This is a genomic window from Mycobacterium sp. NGS22 (assembly GCF_059813095.1).
In genome coordinates, this window is record NZ_JCALDY010000040.1 from 1 (window position 1) to 12,815 (window position 12,815).

Annotated in this window: 15 protein-coding genes; 2 read left to right on the top strand and 13 right to left on the bottom strand. The window is 68.5% G+C overall.

Translation table 11 applies throughout. The annotated features are described in order from the left end of the window. The coding region (locus AC5Y47_RS23695) for an HNH endonuclease signature motif containing protein (protein ID WP_499946687.1) at window positions 1–951 on the top strand (951 nt) is incomplete at its 5' end. An 8-nt stretch (window positions 952–959) separates the two neighbouring features. Here the strand turns inward: AC5Y47_RS23695 and AC5Y47_RS23700 are convergent. The 8 genes from AC5Y47_RS23700 to AC5Y47_RS23735 form a co-directional block, all read right to left on the bottom strand. Beyond that, window positions 960–1,424 carry a DUF1942 domain-containing protein gene (locus tag AC5Y47_RS23700; protein ID WP_499946723.1) on the bottom strand — a complete coding sequence of 155 codons (465 nt, stop codon included), beginning with the start codon at window positions 1,422–1,424 and terminating at the stop codon, window positions 960–962. A gap of 124 nt (window positions 1,425–1,548) precedes the next feature. Then, a complete protein-coding gene (locus tag AC5Y47_RS23705) occupies window positions 1,549–2,559 on the bottom strand; it encodes an NUDIX hydrolase (RefSeq protein ID WP_499946688.1) in 1,011 nt (336 codons plus the stop codon). Beyond that, complete coding sequence (locus AC5Y47_RS23710; protein WP_499946689.1) at window positions 2,559–3,683, bottom strand: glycosyltransferase family 4 protein; 1,125 nt, start codon at window positions 3,681–3,683, stop codon at window positions 2,559–2,561. Before AC5Y47_RS23710 ends, AC5Y47_RS23705 begins: the two co-directional genes overlap by 1 nt. Continuing rightward, window positions 3,683–4,633, bottom strand: a complete 951-nt coding sequence (locus tag AC5Y47_RS23715) for a phosphatidylinositol mannoside acyltransferase (RefSeq protein ID WP_499946724.1) — start codon at window positions 4,631–4,633, stop codon at window positions 3,683–3,685. The genes AC5Y47_RS23710 and AC5Y47_RS23715 overlap by 1 nt, the downstream gene beginning before the upstream one ends. Then, complete coding sequence (gene pgsA, locus AC5Y47_RS23720; RefSeq protein ID WP_499946690.1) at window positions 4,633–5,286, bottom strand: phosphatidylinositol phosphate synthase; 654 nt, start codon at window positions 5,284–5,286, stop codon at window positions 4,633–4,635. The genes AC5Y47_RS23715 and pgsA overlap by 1 nt, the downstream gene beginning before the upstream one ends. Next, window positions 5,283–5,846: an ATP adenylyltransferase gene (locus AC5Y47_RS23725; RefSeq protein WP_499946691.1), complete on the bottom strand. Its 564-nt coding sequence runs from the start codon at window positions 5,844–5,846 to the stop codon at window positions 5,283–5,285. Before AC5Y47_RS23725 ends, pgsA begins: the two co-directional genes overlap by 4 nt. Next, a complete protein-coding gene (gene thrS / locus AC5Y47_RS23730; protein WP_499946692.1) occupies window positions 5,830–7,860 on the bottom strand; it encodes a threonine--tRNA ligase in 2,031 nt (676 codons plus the stop codon). The genes AC5Y47_RS23725 and thrS overlap by 17 nt, the downstream gene beginning before the upstream one ends. A gap of 61 nt (window positions 7,861–7,921) precedes the next feature. After that, window positions 7,922–8,536 (bottom strand): PaaI family thioesterase, encoded by a 615-nt coding sequence (locus tag AC5Y47_RS23735; RefSeq protein ID WP_499946693.1) that lies wholly within the window; start codon window positions 8,534–8,536, stop codon window positions 7,922–7,924. A 93-nt stretch (window positions 8,537–8,629) separates the two neighbouring features. On the opposite strand from AC5Y47_RS23735, the gene AC5Y47_RS23740 reads away from it, so the two are divergent. After that, window positions 8,630–9,133, top strand: coding sequence for a DUF1990 domain-containing protein (locus tag AC5Y47_RS23740; protein WP_499946694.1), 504 nt, complete (start codon window positions 8,630–8,632; stop codon window positions 9,131–9,133). Between the two features lie 3 nt (window positions 9,134–9,136). Here the strand turns inward: AC5Y47_RS23740 and AC5Y47_RS23745 are convergent, their stop codons facing one another. The 5 genes from AC5Y47_RS23745 to AC5Y47_RS23765 form a co-directional block, all read right to left on the bottom strand. Beyond that, window positions 9,137–10,333, bottom strand: a complete 1,197-nt coding sequence (locus AC5Y47_RS23745; protein WP_499946725.1) for an alpha/beta hydrolase family protein — start codon at window positions 10,331–10,333, stop codon at window positions 9,137–9,139. A 110-nt stretch (window positions 10,334–10,443) separates the two neighbouring features. Beyond that, window positions 10,444–11,364: an NAD(P)H-dependent flavin oxidoreductase gene (locus AC5Y47_RS23750; RefSeq protein WP_499946695.1), complete on the bottom strand. Its 921-nt coding sequence runs from the start codon at window positions 11,362–11,364 to the stop codon at window positions 10,444–10,446. 2 nt (window positions 11,365–11,366) lie between these two features. After that, on the bottom strand, window positions 11,367–11,714 hold the full coding sequence (locus AC5Y47_RS23755) for a cupin domain-containing protein (protein ID WP_499946696.1): 348 nt from the start codon (window positions 11,712–11,714) through the stop codon (window positions 11,367–11,369). An 11-nt stretch (window positions 11,715–11,725) separates the two neighbouring features. Continuing rightward, the gene (locus AC5Y47_RS23760; RefSeq protein ID WP_499946697.1) at window positions 11,726–12,151 is read right to left on the bottom strand and encodes a hypothetical protein; all 426 of its coding nucleotides are present in this window, start codon (window positions 12,149–12,151) and stop codon (window positions 11,726–11,728) included. Next, window positions 12,148–12,804 carry a helix-turn-helix transcriptional regulator gene (locus tag AC5Y47_RS23765; RefSeq protein WP_499946698.1) on the bottom strand — a complete coding sequence of 219 codons (657 nt, stop codon included), beginning with the start codon at window positions 12,802–12,804 and terminating at the stop codon, window positions 12,148–12,150. The genes AC5Y47_RS23760 and AC5Y47_RS23765 overlap by 4 nt, the downstream gene beginning before the upstream one ends. Between the last annotated feature and the right edge of the window lie 11 nt (window positions 12,805–12,815).

Sequence of the window (12,815 nt, forward strand, 5' to 3'; positions counted from 1 at the left end):
CATCTGGACATCGACAAGGAATACGACGGGACCTGCCGCGTGGAAGGTGAGCTGCGCCCCACCGATGCCCGCGCTCTAGACGCCGCGTTGAGCGCGCTGGCGGCCACGGTCTGCGTCGAGGACCCGCGCACCCCCGAACAGCGCCGCGCCGACGCCATCGAGGCCTTGAGCGCCCGCGCCACCCGGATGGCCTGCCTGTGCGGGCGCAACGACTGCAGCGCCGGCACGCGCCCACCAACCTCGCCGGTGATCGTCCACGTCATCGCCACCCAGGACACCCTCAACGGCACAGGCAGCGGGCCCGCGGCGATGATCGGCGCCGAAGGGCTCATCACCCCCGAACTGCTCGCCGAACTGGCCCAGACCGCCAAACAGGTGCCACTGATCCACCCCGGCTACAGCCCACCCGAACCGCACTACCGCCCGTCCAAAGCGTTGGCCGACTTCGTGCGCTGCCGGGACCTGACGTGCCGCTGGCCGGGTTGCGATGTGCCCGCCACCCAGTGTGACCTGGATCACACGATCCCGTGGTCTCAAGGCGGGCCCACCCACGCGGCCAACACCAAGTGCTACTGCCGTACCCACCATTTGGTCAAAACCTTCTGGGGCTGGACCGAAAAGCAACTGCCCGACGGCACCCTGATCCTGACCTCCCCCGCCGGCGACACCCACGTCACCACCCCCGGCAGCGCCCTGCTGTTCCCCAGCCTGTGCACCGCCGTCGGCGGCATGCCCACCCCAGAAACCATCGCGCCCCAAGACCACTGCGCCCAGCGCGGCGCGATGATGCCCAAACGCCGCCGCACCCGCGCCCAAAACCGCGCTCAGCGCGTAACCACCGAACGCCGACACAACCACCAAGCCCGCATGGCCAACCGCCACGCCAGCGTCACCGGCTGGACCGACACCAGCCCACCACCAGCCCCCGACGACGAACCCCCACCCTTCTAGGTGGGCGGTCAGCCCTTCCAGACGACCTTGTCAGTGCCGCCGGCGTCCCGGTACACGACGCTGTCGGGCGCTGGGCCGTTCTTGACGTCGAAGTACAGCTTCCCGGTTACTTCGGTGCCCGCCATGAGTGGTTGGTTGGGCAGGCCGTCCGGCTGGTTCCCCTTCATGACCGCGTAGGTGGAGCTGTTCGCGGCGCGCGCGTTGAAGTTGGCGATGTTCGGAGTCGGCGAGCCGCTGACGCCCCTGGCCGTCACCTCGGAATACCATGCGCCGTCATTGTTTCCGCTGGGCTGCAGGTTACCCACCGTGTAGCTGATGGATCCAACACCGGCTGCCCCGGCGATCTCCGCCGCTTGGCCGAATGCGACGGCCTGCGGGTCCGCCATTGCGGGTGCCGCCGTCAGAATCGCTGCCGCCGCGATACTGGCAGCCGCCATCGTTTTCGTCTTCACTGCGATCCTCGGGAACATCAGTCAGACTCCTTCCCCTGTGTTCGTGCGCTGAAAAGTGGGAGCCGCATACTTCGGACCACAAAGTGAGTTCTAGCCAACACACAGGACTTCAAACCTGCTCGGCACCTGACAACAGATGCTTCAGTCAGCGGATCGACTGCGGAACCACCGCGTCGCGGTTGTCAGCGAGCTCACCAGCCACCAGCAGTAACTCCCCGAGCTGGCGCGGATACACCAACTCACCGGCACCCTCCAGGGCCGCGATATCCGCGGCGTCACACCAGCGGGCGCCGTGGATGTAGCTACGCTCCAGCTCGGTCCGCCCGTCCAGCGTCGGCTCGAACCGACGGGTGCGGTGCACCAGGTAGAACTCCTCGCTGTCGATCATGGTCCCGTTGAACTCGAACACCTCGTCGCGCCGCCAGATCGGGCCGACCATCTCCGTCGGCGCCACCAAGAGCCCGGTTTCCTCGGCCAGCTCGCGGGCCGCGGCTTCGGCCAGCCGCTCGCCGTCGAGAACTTCCCCGCCGACGGTGAACCACCACCGCGGAGCGTCAGCCAACGCGGGATCCGACCCGCACAACAGCAGCACCGCCCCGGCTTCATCGAGCAGCACCACCCGCGCCGAGGTGCGGTGGTTGAGTTCGTGGTCGGTGTGCGCCTGGGCGTGCGGGCGTTCGACGATCTCGAAGTACGTCGGCAGCGGCGCTCTTCCACCGAGCCGGAAGAGCCGCACCATGCGCCGCTCGGCCAACACCAACGTGTCGCGCACCGCGTCGTTGTGGAACCTGCGGGCCAGCAGTACCCGCGCCTCGGCGTCGGCGAGCTCGGCCAGCAGCGCCGCCGGCACCGACGCCGGATCCACCATCGCCAGCGCGGCCGACAGCTCGTTCTCCGCGGTCTCGCGCCCGGTGCGGGGCGCGCGTTCGGCGGCGTCGGCCAACTCAACCAGCCGCCTACCTTCGGGCGCGTTGCCGTAGGCGTCGATCGCGACCGCGCGCGCCACCACCGCGCGCCGCGCCAGTGCCCCGTCCAGCGCCTGCCAGGACAGGTCGTAGCGCACGTGCAACCGGTCCAGCCGGTTCGCGCGCTGATACCCCCAGGCAGCGAACGCCAACAGGACCACAACGACGAGCGCGGCGATCAGCCACGCCATCAGCTGGCCACCTGCACCTTGACGCCCGACCCGGCGACCGTCTCGTAGACGCGCATGATCTGGCTGGCCACCACCGACCAGTCGTAGCGGCGGACCGCCTCCGCGCCGGCCGTCACGTATCGGCCGCGCAACCCGTCGTCCCCCAGCACGGCGACCAACGCCTCGGCCAGCGCGCCGCTGTCGTCCACCGGGACCAACCGCCCTACCGCACCGTCCTGCAGCACCCGCCGGAATGCGTCGAGGTCGCTGGCCACCACCGCGGTGCCGGCGGCCATCGCCTCCACCAAGACGATGCCGAAGCTCTCACCGCCGGTGTTGGGCGCGCAGTAGACGTCGGCGCTGCACATGGCCGCGGCTTTCCCGTCCTCGTCCACCTGACCCAGGAAGCGGATATTGTCGACGAATCCGCTTGCCTGAGAACGCAATTCGTCTTCGTCTCCGCGACCGACGATCAGCAGTTGCAGGTCGGGAAAGCGCTCCAGCACCGCGGGCATGGCGGCCAGCAACGTCGCCATACCCTTGCGGGGCTCGTCGTAGCGCCCCAGGAACAGCACGGTCTTGCCGGGTCGCGGGTAGCCGTCCAGCGCAGACGCGGACGCGAAGAAGTCGACGTCGACGCCGTTGGGGATCTCCACCGCGTCAGAGCCGACCGATTCCATCTGCCAGCGCCGGGCCAGGTCGGACACCGCGATCCGACCGATGATCTTCTCGAACCGGGGACGCAACATGCCGCCCAACACCGACATGGCCACCGACTTGGTGGTCGAGGTGTGAAACGTCGCCACGATCGGCCCCTCGGCGATGTTGAGGGCCAGCAACGACAGGCTCGGGGCGCTGGGCTCGTGCAGATGCAGCACGTCGAAATCGCCTTCGGCGAGCCACTTCTTGACCTTGCGGTGGGTGGCCGGCCCGAACCGCAAGCGGGCCACCGACCCGTTGTAGGGGATGGGAACCGCCCTGCCGGCGGAGACGACGTAGTCGGGTAGCGACGTCTCCGACGAGACCGGCGCGAGCACGCTGACGTGGTGCCCGCGGGCGGTCATCACGTCGGCCAGTTGCAGCACGTGCGACTGCACCCCGCCCGGCACATCGAACGAGTAGGGGCAGACCATCCCGATCCGCATCAGCCGCCCTTCAACCACGCCCGACGGTCGTCCGACAGATCGGCCAACCACTGCGGTTGCAGCATGTGCCAGTCTGCGGGATGGGCGGCGATATTGCTCGCGAACTCGTCTGCCAGCGCCTGGGTGATGGCGCGGACATCGCCGCTGCTGCAGTCCAGCGGCGTCTGCATGTTGCAGGCCCAGTCGTTGCCTTCGAACCAGCAGTGCGACGGCAGCAGGGCGGCCCCGGTGGCGATCGCGAGCTTGGCCGGACCGGCCGGCAGCCGGGTGGGTTCGCCGAAGAAGTCGACCTCGACCCCGGTGCGGGTCAAGTCACGGTCGGACATCAATGCCACGATCTTGTTGTCGCGCAAGCGATCACACAACGTCTCGAAAGGTGGCCGCTCCCCGCCGGAGTGTGGGATCACCTCGAAGCCGAGGCCTTCGCGGTAGTCGATGAAACGTCGATACAGCGACTCCGGTTTGAGCCGCTCGGCGACGGTGCTGAAGGTGCCGTGCGTCTGCGCCAGCCACAGCCCGTTCATGTCCCAGTTGCCGCTGTGCGGCAGGGCGAGCACGACGCCTCGACCCGCGGCCAGCGCCGCGTTCAGGTTGTCCTGGCCGTGCGTCCCGACGTCGAGTTGCCGCGTCAGCTCGCGGTGGTCCATGGTGGGCAGCCGGAACGCCTCCCGCCAGTACCGGGCGTAGGACTGCAGCGAGGCGCGCATCAACGACTTCGGCACCCGGTCGGGCGGCACGCCGATCACCCGGGCCAGGTTCTTGCGCAGCTGCTGCGGCCCGCCGCGGCGGGCGGCGTAACGCGCCCCGGCGTCGAATGCGTTGCGGGCGGCGAACTCCGGCAACGCCCGAACCGCCATCCAGCCGGTGGCGTACGCCCAGTCGGAGGCAGCACCGGTGACCAGTTCACGGGGCCGGCGACCGGGCAGACTCACACTTCCCGACGGCGGTATCACGGCTCACTCTTTCCCGGTAGCGCCAGGTGGTCGACGGCACCCGGCGAGGTTCGCACCGCGTACAACCGCTGCCCGCAGGTGATGACACTCAACACGGCCAGCAGCCACATCGCGATCGGTAGGGCCGGCGGCCAGGCCACGAACGGGAAGTCCGATACTCCCGCACCGACCAGCACGATGATCAGCCGTTCGGGCCGTTCGATGAAACCGCCGTCGCCGCGCAACCCACTGGCTTCGGCGCGGGCCTTGATGTAGGAGATCACCTGCGAGGTCACCAGGCAGATCAGCGTCGCCACGGTGAGCCAGTTGTCGTGCTGGTGGAACGCGATCCACCACAGCAGCCCGCAGAACACCGCGCCGTCGCCGAGACGATCGCAGGTGGCGTCCAGGACGGCGCCGAATCGGGTGCCGAACCCGCGTTCCCGGGCCATTGCCCCGTCCGCCATGTCGAACAGCGTGAAGAACCAGACCACACATCCGCCGTAGAACAACTGACCCATCGGAAACAGCACCAACGCGCCCGCCATCGAACCGACGGTGCCGATGACGGTGACGATGTCCGGCGTCAGACCGACCTTCAGCGCTGTCCGGGCCACCGGGTCGGTGGCGCGAGCGAAGAACGCCCGGGACAGAAACGGGAGTTTGCTCATGGCTGCCGTGCCCACTCCTCGGCCAGCAGCCGACGGGTTTCGCGCAACAACTGCGGTATCACCTTGGAGCCGCCCACGATGGTGATGAAGTTCGCGTCGCCGCCCCAGCGGGGCACCACGTGGATGTGCAGGTGCTCGGCCAGCGAGCCGCCCGCCGACGTGCCGAGATTGATGCCGACGTTGAAGCCGTGCGGACGCGACACGTTCTTGATGACGCGAATCGCCTTCTGGGTGAACGCCATCACCTCGGCGCTCTCCGGCTCCGTCAGGTCTTCCAGCTCCGACACCCTCCGGTAGGGCACCACCATCAGGTGGCCGGGGTTGTACGGATACAGGTTGAGCACGGCGTAGACGAGTTCGCCGCGCGCCACCACGAGGCCGTCTTCGTCGGACATGGTCGGGATGTCGGTGAACGGCTGGGAGGGGTTGTCCTCGTCGCGCTTGAGCGGCCCTTCGGCCAGGTAGTTCATCCGATACGGGGTCCACAACCGCTGCAGGTGGTCGCGGCGTCCCACGCCGCGGTCGTGGATCGTGTCGTCCTGCTCAGCCACCGTCGGCAACCTTCACCAGTTCCGCTGTCGGAGTGGCGTTTTGACGACTTGCGATCCAGTCGGCGATGGCCGCGACGGCCGTCTCCCGCGGCACCCCGTTGATCTGGGTGCGGTCGCCGAACCGGAAGCTGACCGCGCCGGCCTGCACGTCCCGGTCGCCGGCCAGCAGCATGAAGGGGACCTTCTGGTTGGTGTGGTGCACGATCTTTTTGGCCATCCGGTCGTCGCTGAGGTCCACGTGCGCCCGCACCGCGTGCGACTTGAGTTGAGCGACAACGTCTTCCAGATAGTCGATGTGCTCGTCGGCCACCGGGATACCGACCACCTGGACCGGCGCCAGCCACGCCGGGAACGCACCGGCGTAGTGCTCGGTGAGGATGCCGAAGAACCGTTCGATCGACCCGAACAGCGCGCGGTGGATGAGCACCGGACGTTGCCGGGTCCCATCGGAGGCGGTGTATTCCAGCTCGAAGCGGTCCGGCATGTTGAAGTCGACCTGCAGCGTCGACATCTGCCAGCTTCGGCCCAGCGCATCCTTGACCTGCACCGAGATCTTGGGACCGTAGAAAGCCGCGCCGCCCGGGTCGGGCACCAGTTCCAGCCCGGAAGCCTCCCCCACCTCCCGCAGGATCTGGGTGGCCTCCTCCCAGACCTCGTCGGAGCCGACATACTTCTCCGGGTCCTTGGTGGACAACTCCAGGTAGTAGTCGTCGAGGCCGTAGTCCGCGAGCAGGTCGAGCACGAATCGCAGCACCGACGTCAACTCGTCGCGCATCTGATCGCGGGTGCAGTAGATGTGCGCGTCGTCCTGGGTCATGCCACGCACCCGGGTCAGGCCGTGGATCACACCGGACTTCTCGTAGCGGTAGACGCTGCCGAACTCGAAGAGCCGCAACGGAAGTTCGCGGTACGACCGTCCGCGGGCCCGATAGATCAGGTGGTGCATCGGGCAGTTCATCGGCTTGAGGTAGTAGTCCTGGCCGGGTTTGCGCACCGAGCCGTCCGCGTTGAATTCGGCGTCGAGGTGCATCGGCGGGTACATGCCGTCGGCGTACCACTCCAGGTGGCCCGAGGTGAGGTAGAGCTGTTCCTTGGTGATGTGCGGGGTGTTGACGAATTCATACCCCGCCGCGGCGTGCTTCTGACGCGAGTACTCCTCCAGCTCGCGACGCACGATCCCGCCGTTGGGGTGGAAAACGGCCAGCCCCGAACCGATTTCGTCGGGGAAGCTGAACAGGTCGAGCTCCACCCCGAGCTTGCGGTGGTCGCGACGCTGCGCCTCGGCGATCAGTTCGAGGTGGTGGTCCAGCGCCTCCTGCGACTCCCACGCGGTGCCGTAGATGCGCTGCAGGCTGGCGTTCTGCTGGTCGCCGCGCCAGTACGCGGCCGAGCTGCGGGTGAGCTTGAACGCCGGGATGTGCTTAGTGGTCGGGATGTGCGGTCCGCGGCACAGGTCGCCCCAAACCCGTTCGCGGGTGCGGGGATTGAGGTTGTCGTAGGCGGTCAGCTCGTCGCCGCCGACTTCCATCACGTCGGGGTCGCCGGACTTGTCGTCGACGAGTTCGAGCTTGAACGGTTCGTCGGCGAGTTCTTCGCGGGCAGCGTCCTTGGAGGCATAGACCCGCCGGTCGAACAGCTGACCTTCCTTGACGATCTGGCGCATCCGTTTCTCCAGCGCCTGGAGATTTTCCGGCGTGAACGGCTCGGGGACGTCGAAGTCGTAGTAGAAGCCGTCGACGATGGGCGGACCGATACCCAGCTTGGCTTCCGGGAACATGTCCTGCACGGCTTGGGCGAGCACGTGGGCGGCGGAGTGCCGGATCACGCTGCGCCCGTCTTCGGTGTTGGCGGCGACCGGGGTCACCTCCGTGTCGGCCTCGGGCACCCAGCTCAGGTCGCGCAGCTTGCCCTCGGCATCACGCACCACCACGACCGCGTCCGGCGTCCCGCGGCGCGGCAAACCCGCCTCGCCGACGGCGGCAGCCGCGGTGGTCCCGGCGGGGATCCGGATGGGGGCGCTCATGGGGGTTGGTCTCCAATACTGAATGCGAGGCGATCGCGGACAATGCTATCGGGGCGTCGCGTCAAGGCTGCCCCGGCTTGAGCCGCACGAACAGGGCGTCGGCTTCGGTGAGCAGGGTGTCGCCGTCGCGCAACCGGCCCGATACAAAGATCTTGCGGCCGTCCACGCTGTCGATTCCGGAGTCGAACTGCAACTCCTTTTCGATCGGCACGATGTTGCGGTAGTTGATCTTCAGGTATGCGGTGCGCTGGCGCTTGCTCCCGGTGAGCACCGATGCCGTCAAACCCAGCACGGTGTCGAACAGCATGCCCAGCGAGCCGCCGTGCACGGCACCGTTGCGTCCGAGGTGAAACCGGGCGAACCGGGCCCACCCCTCGATGCGGTCGTCCTCGGTCTTGCGAGCGTCCATCGGCACCGTCAGGACGTTCCCCCGCACCGGCAGGTCCATCCGGCGGCCCGACGGCGACTGCCATTCGTCGGCGTCGTAGGGGGCCAGCAACGCCGACAGCTCTTCCAGCCGGTCGGCGGCCTGGCTGATGACGTCGTCGGGCGCATCGACGGCGCGGGCGTGGTCCTGCAATTTGCGCACCGCATCGACGAACCTGCCGTAGTCCGGTCCGCCCTTGGTGGTGGGCTCGGGCGGGTTGAATCCGCCGCCGGGATGAGCGTGTGTCACCAGGACACCGTATTGGGCGAGTCATCGTCCCATCGCGGTGCAGGGTGCAGCGGCTCGCGGATGATATCCCCGGACACGTGGCAAGCTGGCCGGGTGGACCTGGATGCGTATACCGACCAGCAGCTCACCTATCCGGAGGTCGGCGCGACGGCCGCCGCCCAACTGCCTCCCGGGTACACCCACCTCGCCGCGTCCGCCCCGATCGGGACGGGCCGGGAACGCTTCGAACAGGCCGCCGACGCCGTCATGCACTGGGGCATGCAGCACGGGGCCGGACTGAAGGTGCAGGCGAGTTCCGACACCGCCACGGTGTCGTCGATCGTGGTGGTCAAGATGATGGGTGTGCTGCGCGCGCCGTGCCGCGTGGTGTATGTGGTCGACGAGCCCGACGTGCGCGGATTCGCCTACGGCACGCTGCCGGGCCACCCGGCCTCCGGCGAGGAACGCTTCGCGGTCCGTTACGACCCGGGCAGCGGGGCCGTCTATGCGGAGGTGTCGTCGTTCTCCCGGCCCGCGACCTGGTGGAGCAAACTGGGCGGACCGTTTGTCGTGGTGGCGCAGCGACTCATCGCGAAGCGCTATCTGCGCGGGGTGTGACGGCTAGCCGTCCAGCAGGCCCGACTGCTGCAGTGCGTCCCGGATGAACGCCTGCACCGGTCGGGAGCGGATGAAGCCGGCATGGCCCCCGCGGTACCAGACGATCTTGGGCTTGCCCCAGTGCTCCCACAGCCGCACCACCTGCTCACGGGGATGCACGACCTGGTCGGCGACACCGGCGTAGACGAAGCGGCCCCGCATCGGCACCAACGGGGTGAACGACAGCGGCGAGGTCATGGCGCCGATCGGCTCGGCCAGCTGCATCGTGTCGCGGCGCGGATCACCCCTGCGCAACCCGGCGTGCCGGCTCAGCAACTCGACCAGGTTGGCCGGCGGCACGCCCAGGATGGCGCAGGTCAGATCGCTTTCCAGGCTGGACACCAACGCCGCGACGTAACCGCCCAGCGAGATGCCGTTCAGTCCGATCGGCGAGTCGGGCTCTTGGGCGCGCACCCAGGACAACAACCGCCGGATGTCCCACACTGCCTGCGCGGTGGCGTGCACGTCGTCCATGACGTCTTCACCCGGGAACACCACACCCTTGGGCAGCCCGCGCGCCCGCCGGCCGTGCATGGGAAGGACGGGCAGCACCACGTTCAGGCCCAGTTCCTCGTGCAACTTCCAGGCCCGGAAGATCCTGAGATCTATTGCCGATCGGCCCATTTCGGTGCCGTGCACGCAGATCAGCCAGGGCCGCGGCTCCGGATGGCGTAGCAGCACTGCGTGTTCGCGCTGCAGCGCGGTGTATCCCAGCCACCGGTCCCGACCAGGTTCGCCGGGGTGCGGGGTGTATCCGCTGTCGAAGGACAGGAACTGATGAGAACGCCCGCGTCCCTTGACGTCCCGGATCTTGACGTCCGAAAGCGGCGGCGGCGCAGTGAAAAAGCCCTCGGGCTTCTCGAGCCAGCCACGGTTGTCGTAAAAGTCCAGCGCGGCAACCACTTCGTCGTTGATCCGCGCGAACGCAGCGGGTTGGCTGACCGGGCGGCGCACTTTCAGCCCTGCCAGCACCACCTCGTCGCGGAAGGCCTGTGCCGCCAGGGCGACTGTCGGACGGGCGATCGGAAGGTCTGCGACGTCGCTGCTGTCGGATTTGCGGTAGTCGCGCCACGAGCGCGCAAAGTACCGGCCGGTGCGCGTGAACGGCCGGACCGTCTGCCCGACGGCGCCGGGCAGGTTCAGTCCGCGCGGTCCTGACATGCCCTCTTTGGCAGGTACTGACATGTCTCAAACGCTAACACCGGGTAACGACCCCACCGGGCTACCCGCACCTCGATATCGGTCACTTCGGGCCGCGAATGCGGCGTCGGTCACGTCGCGGGATCCGACCAGGCCGCAAGCAGCCGCTGCGCACCCGCGCACATCGCCTCGATGACCTGCGCGACCGAGGCGTCGTCGCCGATCATCCCGACGCCCTGACCGGCGTCGACCGCGGTGGTCTGCGCGACGTCGGACCGCGCGGCCAGTTCCTGTTCGTGACCCGTCCAGCGCGCGACGAACTCGTCGTCCAGCACCCGCGACGGGAACCGTTCCGGCCAGGGCAGTCCCGCCGCGACGTCGAAGACCCGGGTGATCCGGGTGTCGGTCGCTGCGGCATCGATCAGCGCCCGGCGGCTCGCGTCGCCGGTCAACGCCTCCGGGCAGGCCGCCAGCCGGGTGCCCACCCACGCGCCGCTCGCACCGGCGGCCAGCACCGCGGCCAGGCTGCGGGGTGACGCGACGCCACCGCCGGCCAGCACCGGTACGCACACCGCGTCCAGGACGGCGTCCAGCAGCGGCAGCGTCCCGAGTCGCACCTCGCCGTGCCCGCCGCCTTCGGCACCGCGCGCCACCAGGATGTCGACGCCGGCGTCGGCCGCCCGACACGCCCCTGACGCGTCGTAAACCTGTGTGACCGTTGCGATTCCGGCATCGTGTGCCTGCTCGACCCAGGACCAGTCGGTACCGAAGCTGACCGACAGCAGCGCCGGGCCCGCGGCCAGGGCATCGTCCAGCAGCCCGGGCCGGCTACGCATCACCCAGTCCACCAGACCGATCCCGAACCGCCCGCGGACGTGTTGGAGTTCGGTGGCCAGCGACGCCCTGGTCGCCGTGCTGCCCATCCCGACCATGCCCAGACCGCCGGCCGCGGTGACCGCCGCCGCCAGTCGTCCGCCGGCCACGCCGCCCATCGGCGCGTTGACGATCGGCACCCGCAGGCCGAAGTCCCGCGACCAGGGCGTGGCCAGCACGTTCAGTGGGCGGCGCCGGGCTGGGACTTCAGCACGGTCAGCATCACCACCGAATCCTCGACGGCGTACAGCGCGTGACGCACCGGCGGGATGGCGAGGTGATCGCCGGTCTTGCCGTCCCAGGCGTCCTCACCGGCGGTGAGGCGGACATGGCCCTGCAATACCTGCAGCGTGGCCTCCCCCGGGCTGTCGTGTTCGGACAGGTCGTGGTCGGCGAGCAGGGCCAGCACCGTCTGGCGCAGCTCGTGGTTGTGTCCGCCGTGGATGGTGTGGGCGGCGCGGCCGCTGTGCGACTTGCGCGCCTCGGCCAACTTCTCGGAGGCCAGGTCGGTCAGCGAGATCGATTCCATGATGAGTCCTTTCAGACGCTTAAGAGGAGTATGCCCGCCACGATCAGCGCGATGACCTTGACCGCCTCCAGACCGACATAGACGTAGTGGGCATGGGAGCGCGGACCATCCGAGCCGGCCAGCACCCGATCGGAGCGGCGGGTCAACCGGGGCCGAACCGTGACCAGCTGGATGGCCAGCACGACGGCGACGACCGAGTATGCCGCGATGATCCGCGTCGGCGTCGGCCCCGCGACCAGGAGCGCGAGCAGCACGAGCGCGAACCCGACCTCGATCGTGTTCAGCGCGCGGAAGACCAGGCGCCCGATGCCCAGGCCGATCTGCAGTGTCACGTTGGGCGCCCGGAATTTCAGCGGAGCTTCCAGGAACGAGATGGCCAACACCATGCCCAGCCACACGAATGTGATCGCGATCTCCACTGCGCGTGCGGTACTCACCGCTGCACTCCTTCCACCAGATGGGTCAGGCACAGATCCGGTTCCACGAACGCCTCGAGCCGATCGACGGTGATCGGTGCCGCCCAGCTCTCCAGCGCGCCCTGCATCAAGCCCAGATGGATCGGACACACGACGCTGGATTGGGCTTCGGCCAGCTCCAGGAACGGGCAGTGCCGCAACCCGACCTGTTGTCTGCCGTCGGATTCCCGGCGTTCCGGGGCGAAGCCGAGCTCGTCGAGCAACCCGATCAGGCGGTCGATCGAGCTGTCGACACTCGGAGTGTCCGGCGCCGGTAGGCGTTCGCCCCACGCCCGGCCTGCGGCCATCGCCCGAACACTCGAATCCGGTTCTGCGGCAAGGCCGTTGGCGAGTATTTCGGCGAGCAGCCGATAGTGCCGGGCACCGCCGCGGTCCATCTGCCGGACGGCCTGGAACATCAGCGGCGGACGGCCCGGACCGCGGCGCGCGGACTCGACCCGTTCCACTTGGCCGTCCGCAACCAGGCTGTCGAGGTGGAAGCGAACCGTGTTGGGATGTACACCCAGCTCCTCGGCGATCGCGGCGATGCTCAACGAATCCCGGGACGCCCGCAACACTCGTAGTACCGCGCGGCGGCGGCCGGCGTCCTCGAGTGGCGCGGTCTGGTCACTCACTGGCATATCCC

Bases quoted from the DNA above. Each gene is read 5' to 3' on its own strand.
- AC5Y47_RS23705 (WP_499946688.1), bottom strand. From the start codon at position 2,559: ATGGCGTGGCTGATCGCCGCGCTCGTCGTTGTGGTCCTGTTGGCGTTC.
- AC5Y47_RS23710 (WP_499946689.1), bottom strand. From the start codon at position 3,683: ATGCGGATCGGGATGGTCTGCCCCTACTCGTTCGATGTGCCGGGCGGG.
- pgsA (WP_499946690.1), bottom strand. From the start codon at position 5,286: ATGAGCAAACTCCCGTTTCTGTCCCGGGCGTTCTTCGCTCGCGCCACC.
- thrS (WP_499946692.1), bottom strand. From the start codon at position 7,860: ATGAGCGCCCCCATCCGGATCCCCGCCGGGACCACCGCGGCTGCCGCC.
- AC5Y47_RS23745 (WP_499946725.1), bottom strand. From the start codon at position 10,333: ATGTCAGGACCGCGCGGACTGAACCTGCCCGGCGCCGTCGGGCAGACG.
- AC5Y47_RS23755 (WP_499946696.1), bottom strand. From the start codon at position 11,714: ATGGAATCGATCTCGCTGACCGACCTGGCCTCCGAGAAGTTGGCCGAG.